Raw genomic sequence first — 21,402 nt, 5'->3', positions numbered from 1 at the left:
CGGCGCTCAGTGCGCCGTCTGACAGGAAGCCGCGGCCTGGACGGCGGCGCGGAGCAGCGCCGTGCCGCCGTCACCTTGGTGCGAGGCATCCAGGGACGTCACCGCCACGGTGAGGTTCAGCTCGGGGCACGTCATCACCGCCGCGCCCCAGAAGCCCTCATGCAGCCAGCAAGGCCCACCGCTGGCGCGCGGCACGCGGAAGATGCCCATGGCTCCCCCCTCGGACTCGTTCGTCGCGGGCACACGCAACATGGTGTCGAGCGTCGATGCTCGCTCGAACACCTGTCCCGCGAACAGCGCCTGGAACCAGCGCGCGAGGTCTGGCGCGGTGGACACCAGCCCTCCGCCTCCGAAGAGGTCCGCTGACGCGTGGATGCTCGCGAGCGGCACTCCGTCATAGGCCTGCGGCGCGGCACCCATCACAGCGGAAGGCACGGCCTCCTGCGTTTCGAGCCAGGTGGACTGGAGCCCCAGTCGCTCGAACCCGAGCAGACTGCGATACGCCTGGGCGAGTCCCAGTCCCGTCTTCGCCTCCAGCAGCGCGCCGAGCAGCAGATAGCCCGTGTCCGAATAGACATACGCCGCGCCGGGCTCGCCCACGGGAGCGCCGTGCTCCATGGCGAACCGCACCTGCTCCTCTCGGGTCCAGACATGCTCGGGGGACTCGAACACCGTCGCGAGGTAGTCGTCGCTCTGCGCATAGTCGAACAGCCCGCTCGTGTGCGTGAGCAGCTGCGCCACCGTCATGCGCTCGGGCGCGTAGCCCCCGGCGCGCAGCAGCTCGGGGTAGGGCGCGGGGCACACCGCCGCCACGGTGTCGTCCAGCGACACCTGGCCCCGCTCCACGAGCCGCAGGATGGCGGCGGCCATGAACGTCTTGGTCACGCTGGCGATGCGAAACGGCGCGCGAGGGCTCAGCGCCTCCAGCCCCGGAGCCTGCACGGCCTCTTCCAGCTCCAGTCCCGCCGCTGGGATTCGGGCCGCGAGCAACCAGCCCGGGTTGCCCGGATTCGCGGCCTGGGCATCGCGCAGCGCGCTCTGGAGGGAGGCGCTCAGGGGCGAGGGGTCACAACGAGGCGCCTCGGGGCCTGGACTCGCGTCGTGGCAGGCGAGCAACGAGACAGTGAAAGCCAGGACGGTTGCGGAGAAGGAGGCACGACGTGTCGCCATGAAGACTCCCGAAGAAAAGAGCCTGCAGGGTGACGTTTTCAGGCTCGTCTGGGCTTGAACGCTCTTCGGATGCATGCACCTCGCACCGTTCCTTTTCCTCGAACCTCACGCTGGTGTCTTCGTGCTCGGCTCACCGCGAACGCAGACCGCGCCCCACCGGCAGTGGGGCACCGCCCTGCTCGTGGGCCTGGACGATGTCGTGACGGTGCGGCATGCCGAAGGAACCACGCGCGGGCGCATCGTCGTCGTGCCGCGAGACGTGCCGCATGTCACACGCTGCGAGGGGCCCCTGCTCAGCGTGGTACTGGACGCGGATCGCCACCGCGCCACGGTCCAGGCCTCGCTGCCATCCCAACCCTTCGCCATCACCGACCCCGCGGTCCTGGCGGAGGCAGTGAGCCTCGCGGCCCACCCCTCGCATGACACACCGCGAAGGGCCGAGGCGCTCGCGGCCCGCCTCTTTCCCACGGGACCCGCACCGGTGGGTGACGGGCGCATTGCACGACTCCTGGACACCCTGGAGGACAGCGAGCCCCGGTCGCTGGTTGAACTCGCGCGCGGCCTGCGCCTCTCACCGGGCCACGTGTCCGAGCTGTTCCATGCCCGGGTGGGCATCTCATTGCGACGTTGGCTGCTGTGGCGTCGGTTGCTGCGCTCCCTGCCCCTGTTCCGCGCAGGTCATCTGGCGGACACCGCCGCGAGCGCGGGCTTCGCGGACCAGGCCCACCTGACGCGAACGTGTGTCCGCCTCGCCGGGTACTCCCCCCGGAGTCTGGCCAACATGCTCGCTCGCTGAAGCCAGGCGCCGCGGCGGTACAGAGGGCAGTCAGCCGCGAACGCGCCCCTTCACCCTGGAGGACGGCTCGTCAGAGGCCCCACCCCCGCCCACCCTTCCGTGGACGGGAATCCTCTCTCGAGCCACTGGAGCGCGCGCAATGTCAGGCAACGGCAAACCCAAGACGAATGGCAACGGTCACGCCGCCAAGCAGGCGGGACGCAAGCCGAACATCCTCGTCATCTGGGGCGACGACATCGGGCTGTGGAACATCAGCGCCTACAACCAGGGGATGATGGGCTACCGGACGCCCCACATCGATCGCATCGCCCGAGAGGGCGCGCTGATGACGGACTGCTACGGCCAGCAGAGCTGCACGGCGGGCCGCGCCGCGTTCATCACCGGGATGAATCCGCTGCGCACGGGGCTGACCACCATCGGCATGCCGGGCGCGGACTACGGGCTCCAGGACTCGGACCCCACCATCGCGGAGATGCTCAAGCCACTGGGCTACGTCTGCGGGCAGTTCGGCAAGAACCACCTGGGCGACTCGAATCGCTACCTGCCCACCGTGCACGGCTTCGACGAGTTCCACGGGAACCTCTACCACCTCAACGCCGAGAACGAGCCCGAGTGCCCTGACTACCCCAAGGACCCGGCGTTCAAGGCGCGCTTCGGCCCGCGCGGCGTGCTGCACAGCTGGGCGACCGACCGGGATGACCCGACCGAGGAGGAGCGCTGGGGACGCGTGGGCCGGCAGAAGGTCGTCGACACCGGACCGCTCACCAAGAAGCGCATGGAGACGGTGGACGAGGAGTTCGTCGCCTCGTCGCTGTCCTTCATGGAGCGAGCCGTCCAGGAGGGCAAGCCCTTCTTCCTCTGGCACAACTCCACGCGCACCCACGTGTGGACGTTCTTGCAGGAGAAGTATCGGAACAAGACGGGCAAGGGGCTCTACGCGGACGCGATGACCGAGCTGGATGATCAGGTCGGCCTGTTGCTGAAGAAGCTGGATGAACTGGGCATCGCGGACAACACCCTCGTCGTGTTCTCCACCGACAACGGCGTGGAGAAGATGGGCTGGCCCGATGGCGGCAACGCGCCGTTCCGAGGCGAGAAGGGCTCCACCTGGGAGGGCGGGGTCCGCGTGCCGTGCGTCGCACGCTGGCCGGGCGTCATCCCTCCGGGCACCGTCGTCAACGACATCTTCGCGCATGAGGACTGGATGCCCACGCTCGTCGCCGCGGCGGGCGGGCCCACGGACCTCGCGGAGAAGTGCAAGCAGGGCTTCAAGGTGGGCAACAAGACCTTCCGCGTCCATCTGGACGGGTACGACCAACGCGAGCTGCTGTCAGGCCAAGGCCCTGGGAAGCGGCACGAGTTCATCTACGTGCTCGACAGCGGCAACATCGCCGCCGTGCGCTACGACGACTGGAAGGTCATCTTCAGCTACCAGGATGGCCATGGTCCGGACATGTGGTTCAGCGGCAAGCGCTTCAACCCCGCCTGGCCCTACCTCATCAACCTGCGCTCGGACCCGTTCGAGGAGGGGCTCTACTCCGGGCTCTATACGCAATGGTACGGCGAGCGGATGTTCCTCTTCGTGCCCGCCCAGGCGCTCGTGAAGCGCTTCGCCCAGAGCCTCCTCGACTACGTCCCCAGCCAGGCCCCGGGCAGCTTGAGCATCGGGCCCCTCAAGGAACAGGTGAAGGAGAAGATGAAGGAGACGCGGACGGCGGGGAAGGCCGAGGTCAGCGACCAGGTGATGAACCTCGCGCAGGAAATCGAGAAGGCACTGCACCGACTCCAGCAGAGCCACGCCTGAGGTCCGAGGCGAGCGGCCTCTCGGGAGGCACCGCGTCTCGCGGTGCCTCCTGTCAGTCCTGACAGGGTGGCTTCGGGGTGGGGACCTCGTCCTGGAATTCGCTCATCACCCTCCGCCGATGGAACACGCGGCGCTCCAGCAAACTCAACAGCAGGTTCGACAGCGCGATGACCACGGCCACGAGGCCCGCGAGCACGGGGCTGCCCAGCACGGCCTCGCAGCCCACCGCCGCGGCGATCCAGATGGAGGCGGCCGTGGTGATGCCGAAGATGGCGCTCCCTCGCTTGAGCACGCTGGCGGCGCCCACGAAGCCAATGCCAGACGCGACGCCCTGGATGATGCGCAGCGTCTCCTGGGCCTTCGGTCCCACCACATTGGCGCCCGCGGAACAGAACAGCGCGGCGCCCAGCGTGACGAGGTAATGGGTCCGCACACCGCCCGGTCGCTTGCGATACGGCAGGCCCAGGACGATGCCCGCGCCTCCCGCCACGAGCAGTCGCACGAGCAGGTCCACGCGCTCCACTTTCCCCTCCCGCCTCCAGCCCGGACTCCGGCGCCAAAGCTGGGGCTCGCCCGGCACGCTCGCAAGCGAGAGCCAATCGAAGCGATTGCAACGCGCCAACAGTCTCCTCGACCAGGTCCACGAGCTGGCCGGAGTGGAGTCCGGGTGTCTTCACCAGATAGGCCGGATAGCCAGACAGGTTCTCGTCGAGGAAGCGGCTGTTCCGGCGCTCGGACATCTTCGCCAACATGGTCGCGGCGATGGCCCCGCCGTCCATGGCGAGGCCCACGTAGGAGAAGTCGCAGTTGCCGGTGGAAAGGACCCCCGCGTCTCCGTCCTCGTCCCAGACGACGGGGTTGTCGCAGCAGGAGTTCAGCTCGACTTCGAGGGGGGCCTTGGCGTCGCGCAACATCTTCTTCGCGGCGCCGTGGAGCTGGGGGATGCAGCGCAGGGACAGGGCATCCTGCAAGCGGCTCCCCGCGAAGTGGCCAGGACGGCGGAGTCCTTCAGCATCGCGCGAATGTTGGCGGCGGTGGCGGCCTGCTCGGGATGAGGGCGCACCCCCATGGCCCTTGTGTCCATGGCCTGAATCACGCCCCGCTGTGCCTCCAGGGAGACGCTGCCGATGATGTCCGCGCTCTTGGCCGCCTGAAGCATGTCATGCAGCGCCACCGCCCCCAGCGCGGTCACCGCGGTGGTGCCGCGGATCAACGCCAGGCCCTCCTTGGCGCGAAGGGCCAGCGGAGAGAGTCCTGCCCGAGCCATGGCCTCTCGGCCTGATAGCAACGCGCCCTCCCAGTACGCGCGACCGTCGCCCATCACCACCCGGGCCAGATGGGCCTCGGGCGTCAGATAGCCCACGGAGCCCTCGCGAGGCATCCAGGGAGTCAGGTCGCGGTCGAGCATTCCTCGCAGCGTCTCCAGCAGCTCCAGGCGCACCCCGCTGTGGCCCTGCCCCAGGTTCTGCAACACCATCAGCATGGTGCCGCGCGCCTCCTCCTGACTGAAGGGGCTCCCCACGGACGTCGCGTGAGACACCACGATGTTGCGCTGGAGCTGCTCCGCCTCCGTCGCCCCAATGGCCTGGGTGCTCAGCGAGCCAACCCCGTGGTCGCCCCGTACATGACCCGGTCCTCGTGGATGGCCTTGTCGATGAGGGAGCGGGAGCGCTCCACGCGCCGTCGGTAGTCCTCGGAGAAGACGACCCGCGCACCAGCCCGCCCAACGGCCATGAACTCCGTCAGCCCCAACCGTGGGCCGAGCGTGACCGAGTCCAGTCGTTGGTAGGCCGGCATGCCAGACCCTCCCCCTCCGCCGCAGCGGACCTCCAGTCCCTGGCACAGGGAAAGACGGGCAACGTGCAGCGCATCACGGGATGCGGGAAGGCCCTGCGCCAGCGGATGGCTCGAAGGTTTGGGAGAAGTGCTCAGAAGCCGATGGCTGGGATGGGCGGCCAGGGCGCGCCCTGGAGCGCGCTCAACAATGCCTGCGCATGCCGGTGCAACAGCGGCAGCCAGGGCGCGCCGGGGCTTGCCTGCTCGGCGGCCGCGAGGATGGACCGCAACACGTCCGGAGTCGCCTCGCGCTCCGAGGCCTCACGCGAGCGCTGCCCCATGGCCGCCACCATTCGCAGCAGCCGCAGCACCACGGCGGGCTCGCTGGCGCCGTAGCGCAGGGTCGGGTCGGTGACCAACTCCCGGTAGTCCCCCAAGGAGAGTCCCTGCAGGTAGACCCGAGGGACTCCCGCTGAATCCGCCAGCACCCGGCGCCCCAGCCGCAGCTGACTCAACGAACACAGGAGGAACGTCAGTTGATCCACGGCTTCGACCGCGGTGTACGGGTCGTTGACGCCAGGGGACAGCGCCCTGACCGCCACGTCCACCAACTGGCGCACGCCCAAGGCGATGTCCATGTCGCCGTCTCGCCAATGGTCCAACCGAATGGCGTGAAGCAGCCGGGACGAGGGCTCCTCGCGTCGCGCCGGCGGGCCTTCCTCTTCGACCCAGCCGAGGGCCTCTCCTTGCACCACCGGCTCCCCTACGGCGCGCTCCAGATGGACCATCAGCCGGTGTGACTCGGCCACGGCCAGGAGCGCATGTGCATCGACGGTGGCGATGAAGCCGTCGCGTGGGCTCCGCAGGGACCACGCTCCACGCGGGCGCGGACTGGCGGGAGGTGGCGGCTCCACGTCATCCACGCGCAAGAGTTCGAGCTTCCGAGCCACCTCCAACGTGTCCTCGCGCACGAGCCGGGTCAGGTTCTCCACGCGCATGAGCTGGAGCATGTGCAGCACATGCGCGATGAGCGCGACCTCGCAGACGACGAGCAGCAGGAGCGCCACGGCGAGCGCTGGGCGAGGCGCACGCGCATCGGTCTCGATGAACCCGAACATGTGGGCCGACACCAGACAGAAGACGCTGGTGGCGACAAAGACGGGGATGACCCAGCGAAAGCCCACGCCGTGCACGAAGTGGCGCAGCAAGCGCGGGGAGTACTGCCCCGCCGCGCTCTGCACGACAATCATCGACAGCGAGAGGACGATGCTCAGCGAGGTCAGCGCGATGCCCAGCACGGTGGAGAGCATCTGCCGCGCCTCGGGAGCGGTCGCCTGCCACGCCACTCCGCTCAGCACGCGGGCCACGGGGCCGGGAGGATTCACGAGGAGGACGCCCAGGAAGGCGCCCACGCCCGCGCCGAGCAAGGTCTGGAACCCCAACCGATGGCGCACCCACCCACGGAACGGAGAGAGGACGGAGGCCCGAGCCCGGGAGACACGCCCGGACCGAGCCCTGTGTCGAGGCAGCACCTGGGTGCCCATCCTGGACGGTTCCTCCGTGACCTCCGAAGCCGCGCCATGACGAGGCCCCGGAAGGAGCGAGCAGCGGGAACATTCGAGCGCTCAGCCGCCCGCGCAGGGCCGAGACGTGTGATGGAGCTGATGCTGGGAGCGGGCACTCGCCCACGCAACGACGGGCAGGCCGCTCGTCAGGCGCTCGCTCCGTCCCCTGGCGCAGGCGCCGCGCCCACGAGGACGCAGGCGTCACTCCGGCTTCAGCGGCGAGGGCGCGAGGGGCGCTTCACGGCGCGCACCATTCCGCTCGCGCCGCCGCCTGCGTAGAACGTGTCTCGGCCGTCGGATTCGAGCCCTGAGACGTTCTTGCCCTCGGGCATGGACAAGCGGGTGAGCACGCGGCCGTCATCGGGGTCGATGCGGCGAATCTCGCTCGCGCCGTCCTCCCAGGTGCCGTGCCACAGCTCGCCGTCCACCCACGTCACGCCGGTGACGAAGCGATTCGACTGGAGGGTGCGCAGGACCGCGCCGGTCTCTGGATCCACCTGAAGGATGGTGCGGCTCCGGTACTGCCCCATCCAGAGCGAGCCTTCGGCCCAGGCGAGGCCCGAGGCCTGGACCTGGCCTGGAGCGGGCAAGGTCTTGAGGACCCGGCCCGTCTTGGGGTCGAGCTTCCGGATGCACCCTTCGCCGAGTTGGAAGAGGTGCTCGCCATCGAACGCGGTGCCAGCGTCGCAGGGAACGGTGAAGGAGCGCTCCAGGTTGCCCGTCACGGGGTCCATGGCGCGAAGTGACTCGCCGTTGGCGAACCAGACATGCTCGCCATCGTGGGTGACGCCATGAACGAAGGGGGGCCCGGAGAAGGGGCCGTACTCGCGAAGGAGTTCGGCCGGCTGCGTGTCCTCGTCGTCGCGGGGCTTGTCCATTGGGCGCTCCTCGGCCCCATCTAACCGAGGCACCACGACGGAGGAAGTAACAAAGTTGGCGCGAATCGCGGCCCTATCTCTGGACCGCCAGGATGCGCCACGTCCGGACGTCCACGGCATACGTGGCGCCCATGTCCAGGACGATGTCTCGCTCGTGTTCTGCGCAGTGGCTCGGGCTGAAGGAGAACTGAACGTAGACGATGCCCTCAGGCCCGGGCGCAGCGGCCACATCGAACGCCTCTCGGCGATACAGGCACTGCTCGAGTGGCGTGGCCCCCGCGTGAGGCTTCGTCCCGAGTGGCCGAAAGTCCTCCATGGCGAGGCTGATGGCGGCCGCTATCGGACCGGGCACCTCCAGGAGTCCCTCTCGCGGAAGGTCGCGAGGGAACTGGACCTTCGCAGCCTCTTCAGCGGGCGCGTGAACGGGCCGAGGCGCGCCACGGAAGAGCGAACACCCGGACAACAGCACGAGCCACAGCAGCGCAGCGCGGGGCATCATGCGACCTCGAAACCTATCGCTCATCGATGGACGTTATGCGCCCACTCGCCTTGTCTTCGTTCCGACTGTGTCCAATCAGGACCCACTTCCGTCCATCACGGACGTACACCTCTCCAGGCCTCGACTCATTGACATAGGGGACCAGTTTCAGGACGCGACAGGACGTATCGAACTGGATCCGGATGACGAAGCGCTGAAGCTCCTTCCTCCGATCTTCGGATGACATCTCCGAGGGCGCCCAGGGATGACTGTGAAAGTCGCCAAGGGGCATTGTCCTCCCACGCGAGTCGAGCACGGCCCGTGGAGGACTGCACTGCTTGCGCTTCGAGGCTCCCACCAAGACCGACGGGCCCAGAGGAGATCCATAGCTCGCGGAGTAGATACCGTCGCCCAGTGAATAGAGGGCACCCCAGTACTCCTGCCCCCAATCACCATCCCTTGCATTGGGAAGTCTCATGATGGCTGGACACAGTTGATCAATGACGTCATCCACATCGGTGGATGGCTGAATTTCTGGCCATGGGCCACGAACCCAGACGGCCCCATTCGCGTCTCGACCGAACCTCTTCCCCATGCCCTGCTGCACGTAGCGGCTCCCAGGCGCACAGCCAGAGAGCAGCAAGAGCACTGCCACCCCACAGTGCTTCATCACAGGTTCCCTTTGGAATTGAGGCCCCAGAGACCAGGGGCGAGATGCCCCCATAGCCAAAGGAACTGACAGTCTGTCCACAGGAACAATCCCCATCGACATCAGGTCAGGCCGGACACCGCGAATTCGAAAGGGCGTCCCTGAGAGGGAACCTGTTGAGTTCAGTGGGCCGGAGCAGGACCCGCGCTGAGCTGTTGCCTCAGGCTGGCTTCGTCGACGAGTCCCCAACGCTCGATGAGTCTGCCATCGGCGGTGAATCGCAGGATGTCGATGACGGAGTAGGCGATGGGGCGGCCGGTCGCCGCGAACCCCAGGAATGGGCCTCGGTGCGTCGCATGGGTCGTTACGCGACACGCGACCTTGTCTCCCTCCGAGAACACCTCCTCCACTTGGAACCGCACATCGGGGAAGGCCGCGCGGAGGCCCGCGAACGCCGCCTTGATGCCTTCGCGCCCGGGCTTCATGTTCGGATCCGGGTTGTGGTCGATGACGTCCGGGAGCAGGAGGTCATCGAGCAGCGAGACATTGCCCGTATGGATCGCGGTTTCGAGCGTCGCGTAGAAGCGTCGCGCAGCGGCCTTGGGGTCGGTCGGCACGGTGGAGGCCCTTTCAATACGAGGCGTGGCACACGCAGTCATCAGACAGATGCAGGACAGCAGCAGGGAGCGCGGCATGCACCCCACTGTCCCTTCTGGCCGCCCCTGCGTCTTGTATGAATCCGACATGCCGGTGCCTGCCCTCAGGGCAGCGCCGGCAACAGGAGCAGGGTCGTGAAGTCGCTGACGGGTGGCGCGCCCCAACGCAGCGCACGCCCGCGCCCCAGTCGGTGCACCCGCCCAGAGTCCTCCAGTGCCACCAAGGAACGCTGAACGGTTCGCTGGCTTGCCCCCAGCGCGAGCGCGAGCGCCGAGGTCGACCAGTGCTCCCCGTCGGACAGCAATGCCAATACCGCCGCGTCCGGTCCCTCCACAGGAGGCGCGAGGAGCCTCACCTCTTGCGTTCCCTCCAATGACAGACTGTATCCCTCCGGCGTCGCTCGAACCTCGGCGAGCCCTCGCAACAACGTACGCAGCCGTCCCAGCTCGACCCTCAACCTTGCCCGATGCGTGGCGTTCGCAGTCCTCACGGCGAAGGCATTCGCAATCAACACGTCTCGCGCCGCCGCGCCCGGCCAGGCCTCCGCCAAGGTTCGGAGCAATTCGAACAGCACCGGCCGGGAGGCCAGCGCGACCGAGTCCGGGCCCTGGCGCACGAGACGCCGACACCCGTCCACCACGAACTGCCCCGAGGCCAGCACCGCCTCCACGTCCTTCAAGACGAGCGGCCGTGCACTGCCCTTCTCCAGGAGCCTCGCGGCGGGCATCACCAGGAGTCGCTCGGCGTGCTCGAACTCCGCTCGAAGCGCGGGGATCCGCGCGTGCGTCGCGGCGGCCCAGCCTCGGTCCAAGGCCCGACGCGCGTTCGATACCGACCCTTGGCGCAACGCCACCTCGAACTCCAACAGACCTGTCACCGCCACGGCCATCGCCGAGGCCCCCCGAGGCTCCAGCGCCTTGAGCGCCCGGGCAGCCTCGTCGATGCGCCCCAACAACAACGCGCGCCGCGCCTGGAGCAATCGGGCGTAGCGCGCGTTGTCCGCGTCGCCATGCTCCGTGAACGTGCGCAGCGCGGCGGCAAGCGCCCGATCCGGCCCCTTCAGCTCACGCGCCGCGAGCGCCACCTCCGCTTCGGCCAGCGCACACCGTGCCCGCGCGAGCACCTCCCGTGAGCCGTATGCGCGCGCGGCCCGGCGCAACAACTGACTCGCCTTGGAGAAGTCCCCCAACTGCGCCATCGCCACGCCCCGGAGGGCCAGTGCCTGCGCGTCCTCGCGCAGGGCCACGCGCTTGAGCGCGCCCAACGGATCTCCCGCCCGCAGTGCCCTTGCCGCCTCGGTGACGACCCCATCCATGCCGCGCATCCTCGACCAGCCCTCCGAGGTTGGGAAGCCCGCCGGTTTTGTTACTCCCTCCTGAACGCTCCGCCTCGGTACATCAGCGGTCACTTCCCAGCGGAGGTTTCACCGCAATGCACGTCAAGACAGAGTCGAGAAGTGAGTGGCTGGCCGCGCGCAAGGAACTCCTCGCCAAGGAGAAGGCCCTCACGCAGATGAACGACGAGCTGAGCGCGGCTCGCCGAGAGATGCCCTGGCTCCGCGTGGAGACGGACTACGCGTTCGAAGGCCCCAACGGACGCGAGACGCTCTCCCAGCTCTTCGCCGGACGCAGCCAGCTCATCGTCTATCACTTCATGTTCGCGCCCGAGTGGGACGTCGGGTGCAAGAGCTGCAGCTTCTGGGCGGACTCCTTCAACGGAGTCTTCGACCACGTCCAAGCGCGTGACGCGACGTTCCTCGCCATCTCGCGGGCGCCCCTGGAGCAACTCCAGAAGTATCAGCAGCGCATGGGCTGGCGCTTCAAGTGGGTGTCGTCGCACGACAGCACCTTCAACTTCGACTTCCAGGTGTCCTTCACACCCGACGACGTCGCGCGCGGAACGGCCACCTACAACTACAGCCCGTTTCAGCACAACCAGCCCGACATGCCTGGGTTCAGCGTGTTCTCGAAGGACTCCAGCGGAGCGGTCTTCCACACCTACTCGACCTTCGCGCGCGGCATCGAGAGAGTGAACGCCGCCTATCAGCTCATCGACCTGCTCCCCAAGGGACGCGATGAGAATCCCTCGGGCCACCCCATGTCTTGGTTGCGCCGCCGAGACGAGTATGGACGGTAACGAGCGCCCCCGTGGCAAGCGCGCGTCCCTCGTCTCCCTGACGCTCGGGTTGCTGGTGGCGCTTCTCCCCAAGTGCCCGCTGTGCATCGCGGCAGCCCTGTCCGTGATGGGGATGACGGCGGGCATTGCTCGCATCATCGGGATGGCGCTGCGCCCCATGGGCATCGTGGTCGCCCTGTCTGCGCTCGGGGTCCTCCTGTACCGAGGGGTCCGAGCGCACCTCCGCGCGAAATCACAGCCACGCATGGCCTGACCTGACGCCGCTCCAGCTTGAGAGTGTTTCGTGGTATGCTTTGACGGCTCGAACACCGGCGAGCGTTCCAAAACCAAGGAGCATGCATGCGAAGCATTCTGACGGGAGTGCTGGCGGCGGCGTTGCTGTGCGGGTGCGGAGGTGGAGTCTCCCCCGAGGGAGACGTCACGCCAGATGAGACGGGAGGGCCCTCGGAGGTGCGGGAGATGAGCACCTGTGAGCCGTGCTTCAGCAGCTACCAGCGGTGTTTGAGCAATGCCACCACGGAAGCCGCTGAGGCGAAGTGCGACGCCACCTTCCTGCGGTGCAATCAAAACCTGTGTCCATAGGAACGGGCCGCGGCATTTCCATCTCACTCGCAGGAGTCCACATGCGCTCAGGATTCATCGCCGTGGTGCTGTCGATGGGATTGTTCGCGGTGGGGTGTGGCCCATCGGAGGCAGAGCTCACGCCGGATGAGCCGTTGAGTTCGACGACTCAACAACTCCCCATGTGTACCGCGAACGGGACCTGTGGTTCGGGATGGACTTGCGTGGATGGAGGCTGCCGCCCCATCTGTCACGCGGGAGTCTGCGGCAGCCCCTGGACGGTCTGCTGCCTGGGTGGCTTCAACAGCAATGGCAGCCTGACCGAGCCTTACTGCGTCAACTCCACCAACCTCTGCAAGTGGGGCACGTGGACCCCTGGCGGCGTGGAGTAACACCGCCCCCTCGCGCGCCACGGTCTCTACTTGTGAAGAGAGGCCGTGGCGCCATCCGCCGCAACGACCTGGACGCGACGCGGTCGCTCCGCCAATCGCAAGAGTCGAGACACTTCGCCCGCCAGCGCATCCGTGGCCCCCGAGGCTTCCGCCACCGTCAGGACCATGTCGTAGTCATCCCCTTCCTCGCCCGCGACGATTTGCGTCCTCGCGGTGAGCACGCCTGGCAGCGTGGTGGCGAGCCTCCGAATGGAGGCCATGCAGATCTTCTCGCCGCCCTTGATGAGGAAGTCCGACAGCCGCCCCTGGAAGTAGAGATAGCCGTCGTCGTCCTGCTCGAAGATGTCGCCCGTGGCCAACAGGCCCGGCGCGCGGAGCGAGTGACGCTTCTCTCCCTCCACGACGCCGATGCGGCGCTTCATCACCGTGTCCGAGGCGACGTACAACTCCTTCTGCCCCTCCGGCACGCGGGGAACCAAGGACACCTGCGTCCCTGGCAACGGCAGTCCCGCCGAAGCGAAGCGATGCGCGGGCTCCACATGCGCCGAGAGCGTCGCCACGCGCGGCCCCGCCTCCGACAATCCATACGTCAGATACAGCTCGCCCCGAGGACGCTGCCGCAGCAGCCCCGCCACGTGCTCCGGAGAGAGGACGTCTCCGCCCACGCCCAGGGAGCGCAGGCCCTCGGGAAAGGCTTCGCCCCGCTGGAGCAGCGCGCGCACCAGGATGGGCGTCAGCGCGGAGACCGTGACGGCGTGCTCGCTCAAGGTCCGCACATACGCGGCGGGCTGGAATGGCGGACCGCTGATGACCAGGTCCGCGCCACACACGAGCGCGCCAAACACCTGGGCGACCATCGCGTAGGAGAAGTAGAGTGGCAGGTTCACCAGCACCGTGTCCCCGGCGCGAAGCCCCACCGAGTCCGCGTGGCGGCGCGCGTTGCGAAACAGCGCCGACAGGTCGAACACACAGCCGCTCGCGAAGCCCGACGTCCCCGAGGTGAGGAGCACCATCTCACCCGCTTCGGCACCGGGCGGCTGCTCATCTGGGAACAGCGCGACCTCGGCCGCTCCCAGTTCGAAGCGCTCCACCCGGCTGGCCTGCGCGGCCGGACGCCGCATCGCCACCAATGCGCGCGCGGGGAGCGCATCCACCAAGGCCATCTGCCTGCCCTGCGGCGACGCGGGAGACACCAGCGCGGGGACACCTCGCGCCAGCAGCACACCGAACACCTGCGCCACCAGCTCCGCGCCGTTGGGCAACGCGAGGAGGACGACCTCGCCAGGGCGCAGGCCGCGCGCCCGCCACGTCGCGGCGAGCTGCTCGAGAACGCGAGTCCCCCGAGTCTCGGAGTCCGTCAGGTCGCGGATGCGATCCACGAAGCGCTGAAGCACCGCGAGGGGCACACCCGACAACTCCGAGAGGGGCTCGCTCATGGCAACGCCGTCCCCTCTCGGAGCGCACGCGTCACGCGCGCCACGTCCACCGCTGGCCCCTCTCCTCGCGCCAAGAGGACACAGCCCGCCGTGGGAGCGCCCACCCCCGAGGGCAGCGGCGCCGCGATGAGCGCGCCCTCCACCACGCCCCGCGACAACCAATCCGAGGACAGGTGCAGCGCCAGCGTCACCGCCTCTTCCACCGGCAAGGTCAACGCCAGGGTGGGCCCTCGAATGCCGTGAACGATGCACGCCAATCCGGCGGGCGCGCTCGGCGTCGCGGAGGGGAAGCGCACGGGCGAGGCGAAGCCGCGCAGGGCGTCGCTTGCTACCTGGGCCATGGCCTCGGGCGGACCCGCGGGCCCCACCTGGATGAGCGAGCAGCGCGTGGCCCAGGCCTGGAAGTCATCGCCGAGCGGGGCAATGGCCTCGCCAATGGCCATCACCAGGGACCAGGACATGGGGTCGGCGTAGCGCACCGTGCCCTTGACTCGCGCGGCGTAGGGATTCGGCCGCGCACCACTCACGCACGCGCTCCCGCGCAGCACGATGGAGGCGTGTCCCACGGATGGCGAACTCATCGCGGAACCTCGAAGACGAGCGAGGTGTCGAAGCCCCCGAAGCCGAGCGTCAGGCTCAGCCCGCAGCGCGCCGCATGGCGCACCGCTCGGCCCACGGGGAGCGGAAAGGGGAACGCCGGATCCGGCTCCTCCAACCCGGCGATGGGCGGAGCCACCTGCTCGCGCAACCCGAGGATGAGCGCGATGGCCTCCAGTGCGCCCGTGGCCCCCAGCGTGTGCCCGAAGTTCCCCTTGGTGGCGAAGACGAGCGGCCCGGGCCCCTCACCAAACACGGCCTTGAACGCGTCACGCTCCGCGCGGTCGTTCACCGGCGTGGCCGAGCCGTGCCCATTGACGAGCCCGATGTCGCCAGGAGCGAGGCCCGCGTCCTCCAGCGAGCGAAGCATCGCCAGCCGCGCACCTGCCGCGCTCGGGTCGGGCGAGGTCATGCTCGCCGCGTCGTTGGCGGACCCACCGCCGCGATACAGCGCCCACGGGGTCACCGAACGCGCCTGCGCGTGCGCCACGGACTCCAGCACGAGGAAGCCCGCGCCCTCGCCCAGCAGCATGCCGTCATGCCGCACATCGAACGCGCGCGGACGCGAGGGCGTCATCGTGGACAGCGCCGAGTGCGCCAGCCGCTTGCTCGGCGTGAGGATGTCCACCCCGCCGCAGACACAGACCTCCGCGAGTCCTCCACGGATGAGCTGCGCGCCCACCAGGATGGCATCCGAGCCGGAGGAGCACGCGGTGGACAGCGCCACGGGCCGCGCGCCCGCGCCCACCGTGCTCGCCACGTCATCCGCCCAGGCATGCAGGGGCGCCTCGCGCTCGGACGCGTCGTCCAGGAAGGCCCCCAGGCTCGTGCCCAGCACCAGGCGCGTGGAAGGCGCACGGACATCGATACCTGCCTCGCGCGCCGCCCGCTGGAGCGTGTCCACCGCCAGCGCACGCAGGCGCTCGGCGGGCGCCTCCGGCAGCGAGGCAATCACCGCCGCTCGCACGTTGCGCAGCCGGTGCGGCGAGGCCACGTCCACGAAGCCGTCATCGCCCGCCAGCAGCCGGTGCCACACCTCGCCGAGCCCGTCGCCGAGCGCGGTGCGCCACGCGGCTCCGGTCACGGCGACGGGCGCTACCATAGCGGCGAGCCCAGCTCCGACACCTTGCTGCGCACGAGGCTCGCGCGGAACGCCGCCACGCGCGTGGTCCCCACCATCGCCTTGCCCGAGTAGGTGAAGAGTCCGCCCGCGAGGCGGTTGACCTGCACGCGCAACAGCACCTGGTCGCCCGGCACCACGACCTTGAGGAAGCGCGCCTCCACGGAGCCAATCAGCGTCAGCTCGTCCTCGGCGAGCATCGACGTGCTCATCTGGTACAGGATGATGCCCGCCTGGGCGAAGGCCTGGATGAGGTTGCTGCCCGGGTAGATGGCGCGCTCGGGGAAGTGCCCCGCGATGCAGTCGGTGTTGCCAGAGATGGAGATGAGCGCGTCGAGGAACTTCCCCGGCTCATGGTCCACGATGCGGTCCAACAGAATCATCGGGTGGCGATGCCGCAGCCACTGACGCAGGGCCGTGAAGCCCAGCGGCTTGGGTTGCCGTTCCACCTCGCTCAAGGCACTGGCTTGAACTCGGCTCGCAGCGCTTCCGGAATGCATGCAGGACCTCCGCTCTCGCGGTTGACGACGGCCATGTCCAGACTTCCCGTGGCGAGCAGCACCGGCTCGGGGCCGGCGTCCTCGCGGTAGAGCTTCACGGCGACCTTGATGCTCGCGGGCCCCACATGCTCGACCCCGGGCATGAGCAGCACCCAGTCCCGAAAGCGCGCGGGGGCGCGATAGGTGATGCGCAAGTCCCGCACACGCAGGTCCAGGCCGTGCGCCTCCAGCACTTCCAGTCCGGCGCCGCGGCGCTCCAGCTCGTCCAGCGCCGCCGTCTCCACGAGCGACGCATAGCGCGAGAAGTGCACGACGCCGGACGCGTCCGTATCCACGTGCTCGACCCGGTGGCGCAGCGGGCCGTCCCTCACGGACGCGTCTCCACGAACCGGCGCGTGCCCTCGTGGATGCGCTCGACGATGGCGCGCACGTCCGGCTCGCCCGCGATGAGCGGCGGTGCCACGCGCATGGCCGGATACAGGTAGCGCAGGCCCCGCGAGCGACGACCCGCGCCGGCCATGAACTCCACGAAGACGCCCGACTCGAGGAGCTTGTGGCGCAGCGAGGACAGCGCGTTGGCGGCGGGCTCGGTCAGCTCGACGCCGTTCATGTAGCCCAGGCCTCGCACCTCGCGGAACAGGTCCGGGAACGCGGCCACCACGTCGCGCCGCAGTCGAGCCCGCAGCTCCTCACCCAGCGGCGCGGCGCGCTCCAGCAAGCGCTCGTCCACCAGGTGCTGCAAGCCGTGGCGAATCACCGCGCACGTCAACGGCCGCAGGTCCGAGGTGGACACCGCGCCGCTGGAGCGCACGGACAGCTCGCGCCGGGCAATGACCATCGACGTGGACACCACGCCCATGCCCAGGCTCTTGCCGATGACGGTGATGTCCGTGGGGATGGGGCCCTCGGCGTCCGTCATCCCGAAGAACTGGCCCGTCTTGGCGAAGGTGAGCACCTCGTCCGCGACCAGCAGCACCTCGTACTCGCGGCAGAGCGCTGCCAGCCGGCGCAGATAGCCCGCGGGCGGGACGAGGATGCCCGCGTCGCCCTGGATGGGCTCGACGAACACCGCGGACAGCTTGCGCCCCTGCTCCACGAAGAAGCGCTCCAGGTGCTCCAGCTCACCAAAGGGCAGGAAGGCCACGTCGAGCCCATGCGGCGGCTCGGGGCTCACCGGGGGCAGGCCGACGCGGTAGTGGCGCCGGTTGAGCAGGCTGACGAGTCCTCCCGTCCACCCGTGCCACGCCCCCTCGAAGGCGAGCACCGTGCGCCGCTCCTCGCGGCCCGCGCGGGGCGCGAGTCGGCGGCGATCGAACCCCGACTCCAACACCAGCCGAAGCGCCAGCTCCAATCCCTCGGAGCCCGAGTTGCGACCGCTCGCGTGGTACTGCTCCGCCGGGAACCGGTCCGCCCAGCGGCCACCGGGCCCGAAGAGATCCGAGAGCAGCCGGGTCCGCTCCAGCGAGCCCAGCTCGTCCGTCACGTAGCCCGCGCGCTCCAGGCCCTCGCGCAGGGCCTCCTGGATGCGCGGATGGCCCGCGCCCAGACATGCGCTCGCGTAGCCCCCGCTCGCGTCCAGCACCTCCCAGACCCGCCCCGCCTCCGCGCCCTCCAAGGCCGCGAAGTGCTGCACGAGCCCCTTGGCTTGCAGACAGGCGAAAGGCAGTCGCCCACCGCCATAATGGTCCATCTGCAACGCCATGCCGGCGCGCAGGCGATCCAGTTCATCCGGGCTGAGCCTCGCGCCAGGAGTCGGCGCGTTCACGCCGCGCTCTCCTGAGAGGACTTGAGCTGGGTAATGAATGACGCCAGCTTTCCAACCGTGCGGAAGTTATCCGGATTGAAGTCCTCATCCGTGATGCGCACATGGAAGCGTTCCTCGCACAGCACGCGCAGCTCGAGGAAACCCACCGAGTCGAGCCCGAGGACGGACTGGAGCCCGTCGTCCTCTCCAATCTGGGCCTCCGGCGTCTCGACGAACAGACTCGTCACCAGCATCTTCTTGAGGGCGGATGTCAGCTCTTCCTGCATGACTCGAACCTTCCTTCCAGGGATGGTGAAGCCAAAGCTGACGGACGCCGCCTCACGGCGGACCGGTCACCCGCGCCAGGCGGGCGCCTCAGGTCTCGAACGATTTGAAGTTGCCCCCCACCCGCCCCCAGGAAGTCTTTCAAATCGCGCATGGCGCTCCTCGATAAGACTTGCACCGTCTACCATGTTTCTCAATTCAACAATACCCGGCAAACAGCACAAAGCCGCCGAGAGCAGCATCCCTGCAAAAACTTGATTGGATTGTGATTGGCGCGACTACTTCAACGTGAGCAGCGCGCCGGCGACCATGAGCAACACACCCAGCACCAGCTTCCAGCTCCACGGTTCCTTCAGGAACGTCACCGCGAGCACCAGCGTGAGCGCGAGGCTCAGCTTGTCGATGGGCGCCACGCGCGAGGCGGGGCCGAGCTGGAGCGCGCGGAAGTAAGCGAGCCACGACAGGCCCGTGGCCACACCGGACAGCGCGAGGAAGAGGAGCGTGCGGCGGCTGAGGGTGGGCAGGGCGTGGTGCTCGCCGCGCGTCAACGCGATGCCCCAGGCGAAGACGAGAATCACCACGGTGCGCAGCGCGGTGGCGAGCGTGGACGGGACGCCCTCGACGCCGACCTTGGCCAGGATGGCGGTGGCCGCCGCGAAGGCCGCCGACAGCAGGGCATAGAACAGCCAGCTCATGACTTCCTCCGGATGCGCGCCTCGCGCCCATAGCATGCTTGCCGCAGCGCATCTTCGTGAGAGGCCCCCGTGTCCGTCCGTCTCGACCCTCGCCGACTGGAGACCTTCCGCGTGGTGGCCACCACGGGGCAGGTGTCCGCCGCCTCGCGGCTCTTGCACCTGTCCCAGCCCGCGGTGACGGCGCAGGTGCGACAGTTGGAGCGGGAGTGTGGACAACCCCTGCTCGTGCGCACCGCCCGTGGGGTGCGCGTCAACGAAGCGGGGCGCGTGCTGCTGGACTACGCGCGGCGCATGCACGAGCTCCTGGAGGAGGCCGCGCTGACGCTCGCGCCCGCGACGGAGGACCTCACGGGCGAGCTGGCGCTGGCCGCGAGCACCACCTTGGCCAGCTCGGTGGTGCCGGAGTTGCTCGCGTCCTTCCTCGCCGGGCACCCGGGCCTCACGGTGCGCCTGGAGGTGGGCAACACGGAGCAGGTGCTGGGGTGGCTCACCGAGGGGCGCGTCCCGCTGGGGCTCGTGGAGGGCCACGCCCGCGCCGCCGGCATCCGACTGGAGCGCTATCTGGAGGATGAGCTGGTGCCCGTCGTCTCGGCGCGCGCGCCGGCCTCGCTCCAACGCGTGCGGGACGTGCAGGCGCTGCGCACCGTGCCGCTCGTGTGGCGCGAGCCAGGCTCGGGAACGCGCGCGGTGCTGGAGCGAGCGCTGCGGCGCGAGGGCGTGAGGCGAGGTGCGAGGTCCGGAGACCTCCAGCTCGGCAGCACCGAGGCAATCAAAGGCGCGGTGGCGCTGGGCCTGGGCGTGGGCTTCCTGTCGCGCTGGAGCATCCAGGCGGAGCTGGCCCAGGGGCGCCTGCGCGTGCTGCCCATTCCGGGCCTGCACATCCCACGGGCCCTGTCGTGGGCCCTGCCGGTGGACGCGCCCTCCGGCATCGCGGGGCGCTTCCTGCGACACGCGCGCCTCGCGCCACCGCTCCTGTTGCCCTGATGGCTCAGGGGATGGCGCAGGGGACGGCTCAGGCGATGAGGCCCGAGACGAGCGCGCCCAGGCTCGCGCTGGCCATCACCCCCCACAGCACCACGCCCAACACGAGCGGACGCAGGCCCACCGCGCGCAGGGCACCGCGCGTCAGGTTGGCGCCAATCAGGAACAGCGTCAGCACCAGCGTCTGGCGCGCCACGGCCGCCACGCCCTGCCCCACGGGCCGAAGCACCGGCACCGCCGTCACCAGCGCCGCCGCGCCCAGGAAGCCGAGGATGAACCAGGGACGCTTCGCCCGTCCCGCGGACGCGGCCCCACCGCCGTCTCGGCGAGAGCGCCACAGTCCCAACCCCAGCGTGAGCGGGACGATCCACAGCGCGCGCGCCAGCTTGACGGGCGTGGCCACGGCCAGGGCGCTCTGCCCATAGCTCATCGCGGCGCCCACGACGGAGCTGGTGTCGTGGATGGCCAGCGCGCACCACAGGCCGAAGCGCTCCGCGTCCAGCCCCACCGCGCGCCCCACGACGGGGAAGACGAGCAGCGCCACCGCGTTGAGCAGGAACACCGTGCCCAGCGCCACCGACACCTCGTCATCCTTCGCGCGCAGCACCGGCGCCACCGCGGCGATGGCGCTGCCCCCGCAGATGGCCGTGCCCACGCTGATGAGCAAGCCCGTCCCCGGCACCACGCGGAGCAGCCGAGTCAGCAGCGCGCCCAGCGCCAGGCACACCGCGATGCCCACCACCGTGTCCCCCGCGCCGTGCGCTCCCGCCGCCACCACGGCGCGCAGGTCCATGCCCGCGCCCAGCCCCACCACGGAGAGGGACAGGAGCGCCTGCGTCGCCCGCCGAGTGAGGGCCGCATGGGGATTGCCCACCGTCACCGCGACGACGAGCCCCGCCACCAGCGCCATGGAGGTGGACACGAAAGGCAGCAGGCACACGGCCGCACCCAGGGGCACCAGCACGCGGCCCAGGCGGCTCGCGGGCGGTGCGGTGGGACAGGGAGGCTCAACGGACTCGGAGGACACCCAATCGGAGGGACGCATGCGAGCCAAGGTGCGGCCGGGGGGCTCGCGAAACCAGACACAAGGTGGGATGCGCCATCAGCATTTTGGATGGCTCGGGTCCCACGCGCAGGCCCATCCGGTGTATCCCTCTCCCCCGCCCGAGGACGCGCCTCGAC

Annotated in this window: 25 protein-coding genes and 1 pseudogene; 7 read left to right on the top strand and 19 right to left on the bottom strand. The window is 69.2% G+C overall.

The window, feature by feature from the left end; genetic code table 11:
* Positions 1–6 precede the first annotated feature (6 nt).
* On the bottom strand, positions 7–1,170 hold the full coding sequence (locus tag JGU66_26800) for a beta-lactamase family protein (protein ID MBJ6764396.1): 1,164 nt from the start codon (positions 1,168–1,170) through the stop codon (positions 7–9).
* A gap of 121 nt (positions 1,171–1,291) precedes the next feature.
* Between JGU66_26800 and JGU66_26795 the strand changes: the two genes are divergently transcribed.
* Together JGU66_26795 and JGU66_26790 are read left to right on the top strand one after the other, a co-directional pair.
* Entirely contained in the window at positions 1,292–1,966 is a 675-nt protein-coding gene (locus JGU66_26795; GenBank protein MBJ6764395.1) for a helix-turn-helix transcriptional regulator, read from the top strand.
* 139 nt (positions 1,967–2,105) lie between these two features.
* Positions 2,106–3,770, top strand: coding sequence for an arylsulfatase (locus JGU66_26790; protein MBJ6764394.1), 1,665 nt, complete (start codon positions 2,106–2,108; stop codon positions 3,768–3,770).
* A 52-nt stretch (positions 3,771–3,822) separates the two neighbouring features.
* On the opposite strand, the gene JGU66_26785 is transcribed toward JGU66_26790, so the two are convergent.
* From JGU66_26785 to JGU66_26745, 9 genes and pseudogenes are all read right to left on the bottom strand, one after another.
* Entirely contained in the window at positions 3,823–4,293 is a 471-nt protein-coding gene (locus JGU66_26785) for an MgtC/SapB family protein (GenBank protein MBJ6764393.1), read from the bottom strand.
* Positions 4,294–4,420: 127 nt separating this feature from the next.
* Positions 4,421–4,741 (bottom strand): annotated as a pseudogene (locus tag JGU66_26780) (aromatic amino acid lyase).
* Positions 4,645–5,367 carry an aromatic amino acid lyase gene (locus JGU66_26775; GenBank protein MBJ6764392.1) on the bottom strand — a complete coding sequence of 241 codons (723 nt, stop codon included), beginning with the start codon at positions 5,365–5,367 and terminating at the stop codon, positions 4,645–4,647. Before JGU66_26775 ends, JGU66_26780 begins: the two are co-directional and overlap by 97 nt.
* On the bottom strand, positions 5,364–5,567 hold the full coding sequence (locus tag JGU66_26770; GenBank protein ID MBJ6764391.1) for an aromatic amino acid lyase: 204 nt from the start codon (positions 5,565–5,567) through the stop codon (positions 5,364–5,366). Before JGU66_26770 ends, JGU66_26775 begins: the two co-directional genes overlap by 4 nt.
* 131 nt (positions 5,568–5,698) lie before the next feature.
* Positions 5,699–7,090 carry a DUF2254 domain-containing protein gene (locus JGU66_26765; GenBank protein ID MBJ6764390.1) on the bottom strand — a complete coding sequence of 464 codons (1,392 nt, stop codon included), beginning with the start codon at positions 7,088–7,090 and terminating at the stop codon, positions 5,699–5,701.
* Between the two features lie 233 nt (positions 7,091–7,323).
* Complete coding sequence (locus tag JGU66_26760; protein ID MBJ6764389.1) at positions 7,324–7,989, bottom strand: glutamine cyclotransferase; 666 nt, start codon at positions 7,987–7,989, stop codon at positions 7,324–7,326.
* A gap of 73 nt (positions 7,990–8,062) precedes the next feature.
* On the bottom strand, positions 8,063–8,485 hold the full coding sequence (locus JGU66_26755) for a hypothetical protein (GenBank protein ID MBJ6764388.1): 423 nt from the start codon (positions 8,483–8,485) through the stop codon (positions 8,063–8,065).
* Positions 8,486–9,298: 813 nt separating this feature from the next.
* Entirely contained in the window at positions 9,299–9,811 is a 513-nt protein-coding gene (locus tag JGU66_26750) for an ester cyclase (protein MBJ6764387.1), read from the bottom strand.
* A 65-nt stretch (positions 9,812–9,876) separates the two neighbouring features.
* A complete protein-coding gene (locus JGU66_26745) occupies positions 9,877–11,088 on the bottom strand; it encodes a helix-turn-helix domain-containing protein (GenBank protein MBJ6764386.1) in 1,212 nt (403 codons plus the stop codon).
* Positions 11,089–11,204: 116 nt separating this feature from the next.
* Here JGU66_26745 and JGU66_26740 point away from each other — a divergent pair, with 116 nt between their 5' ends.
* The 4 genes from JGU66_26740 (at position 11,205) to JGU66_26725 (ending at position 12,862) form a co-directional block, all read left to right on the top strand.
* Entirely contained in the window at positions 11,205–11,909 is a 705-nt protein-coding gene (locus JGU66_26740; protein MBJ6764385.1) for a thioredoxin family protein, read from the top strand.
* A complete protein-coding gene (locus tag JGU66_26735) occupies positions 11,899–12,162 on the top strand; it encodes a hypothetical protein (protein ID MBJ6764384.1) in 264 nt (87 codons plus the stop codon). The genes JGU66_26740 and JGU66_26735 overlap by 11 nt, the downstream gene beginning before the upstream one ends.
* Before the next feature lie 86 nt (positions 12,163–12,248).
* Complete coding sequence (locus JGU66_26730; GenBank protein MBJ6764383.1) at positions 12,249–12,491, top strand: hypothetical protein; 243 nt, start codon at positions 12,249–12,251, stop codon at positions 12,489–12,491.
* A 41-nt stretch (positions 12,492–12,532) separates the two neighbouring features.
* The gene (locus JGU66_26725; protein ID MBJ6764382.1) at positions 12,533–12,862 is read left to right on the top strand and encodes a hypothetical protein; all 330 of its coding nucleotides are present in this window, start codon (positions 12,533–12,535) and stop codon (positions 12,860–12,862) included.
* A 26-nt stretch (positions 12,863–12,888) separates the two neighbouring features.
* Here the strand turns inward: JGU66_26725 and JGU66_26720 are convergent, their stop codons facing one another.
* From JGU66_26720 to JGU66_26685, 8 genes are all read right to left on the bottom strand, one after another.
* On the bottom strand, positions 12,889–14,298 hold the full coding sequence (locus JGU66_26720; GenBank protein MBJ6764381.1) for an acyl--CoA ligase: 1,410 nt from the start codon (positions 14,296–14,298) through the stop codon (positions 12,889–12,891).
* The gene (locus JGU66_26715; protein MBJ6764380.1) at positions 14,295–14,879 is read right to left on the bottom strand and encodes a coronafacic acid synthetase; all 585 of its coding nucleotides are present in this window, start codon (positions 14,877–14,879) and stop codon (positions 14,295–14,297) included. The genes JGU66_26720 and JGU66_26715 overlap by 4 nt, the downstream gene beginning before the upstream one ends.
* The gene (locus tag JGU66_26710; protein ID MBJ6764379.1) at positions 14,876–15,997 is read right to left on the bottom strand and encodes a beta-ketoacyl-[acyl-carrier-protein] synthase family protein; all 1,122 of its coding nucleotides are present in this window, start codon (positions 15,995–15,997) and stop codon (positions 14,876–14,878) included. The genes JGU66_26715 and JGU66_26710 overlap by 4 nt, the downstream gene beginning before the upstream one ends.
* Positions 15,991–16,515 (bottom strand): beta-hydroxyacyl-ACP dehydratase, encoded by a 525-nt coding sequence (locus JGU66_26705; protein ID MBJ6764378.1) that lies wholly within the window; start codon positions 16,513–16,515, stop codon positions 15,991–15,993. Before JGU66_26705 ends, JGU66_26710 begins: the two co-directional genes overlap by 7 nt.
* Entirely contained in the window at positions 16,470–16,886 is a 417-nt protein-coding gene (locus JGU66_26700; protein ID MBJ6764377.1) for a thioesterase family protein, read from the bottom strand. Before JGU66_26700 ends, JGU66_26705 begins: the two co-directional genes overlap by 46 nt.
* Positions 16,883–18,280, bottom strand: a complete 1,398-nt coding sequence (locus JGU66_26695; protein MBJ6764376.1) for an aminotransferase class III-fold pyridoxal phosphate-dependent enzyme — start codon at positions 18,278–18,280, stop codon at positions 16,883–16,885. Before JGU66_26695 ends, JGU66_26700 begins: the two co-directional genes overlap by 4 nt.
* Positions 18,277–18,546 (bottom strand): acyl carrier protein, encoded by a 270-nt coding sequence (locus JGU66_26690; GenBank protein ID MBJ6764375.1) that lies wholly within the window; start codon positions 18,544–18,546, stop codon positions 18,277–18,279. Before JGU66_26690 ends, JGU66_26695 begins: the two co-directional genes overlap by 4 nt.
* 276 nt (positions 18,547–18,822) lie before the next feature.
* Positions 18,823–19,239: an EamA family transporter gene (locus tag JGU66_26685; GenBank protein MBJ6764374.1), complete on the bottom strand. Its 417-nt coding sequence runs from the start codon at positions 19,237–19,239 to the stop codon at positions 18,823–18,825.
* 69 nt (positions 19,240–19,308) lie between these two features.
* On the opposite strand from JGU66_26685, the gene JGU66_26680 reads away from it, so the two are divergent.
* Positions 19,309–20,223 (top strand): LysR family transcriptional regulator, encoded by a 915-nt coding sequence (locus JGU66_26680; GenBank protein MBJ6764373.1) that lies wholly within the window; start codon positions 19,309–19,311, stop codon positions 20,221–20,223.
* 28 nt (positions 20,224–20,251) lie between these two features.
* Here JGU66_26680 and JGU66_26675 read toward each other — a convergent pair whose 3' ends face one another.
* On the bottom strand, positions 20,252–21,265 hold the full coding sequence (locus tag JGU66_26675; GenBank protein MBJ6764372.1) for a putative sulfate exporter family transporter: 1,014 nt from the start codon (positions 21,263–21,265) through the stop codon (positions 20,252–20,254).
* Between the last annotated feature and the right edge of the window lie 137 nt (positions 21,266–21,402).

The organism is Myxococcaceae bacterium JPH2 (assembly GCA_016458225.1).
Lineage (GTDB): Bacteria > Myxococcota > Myxococcia > Myxococcales > Myxococcaceae > Citreicoccus.
This window is presented reverse-complemented; position numbering and strand designations above follow the sequence as displayed.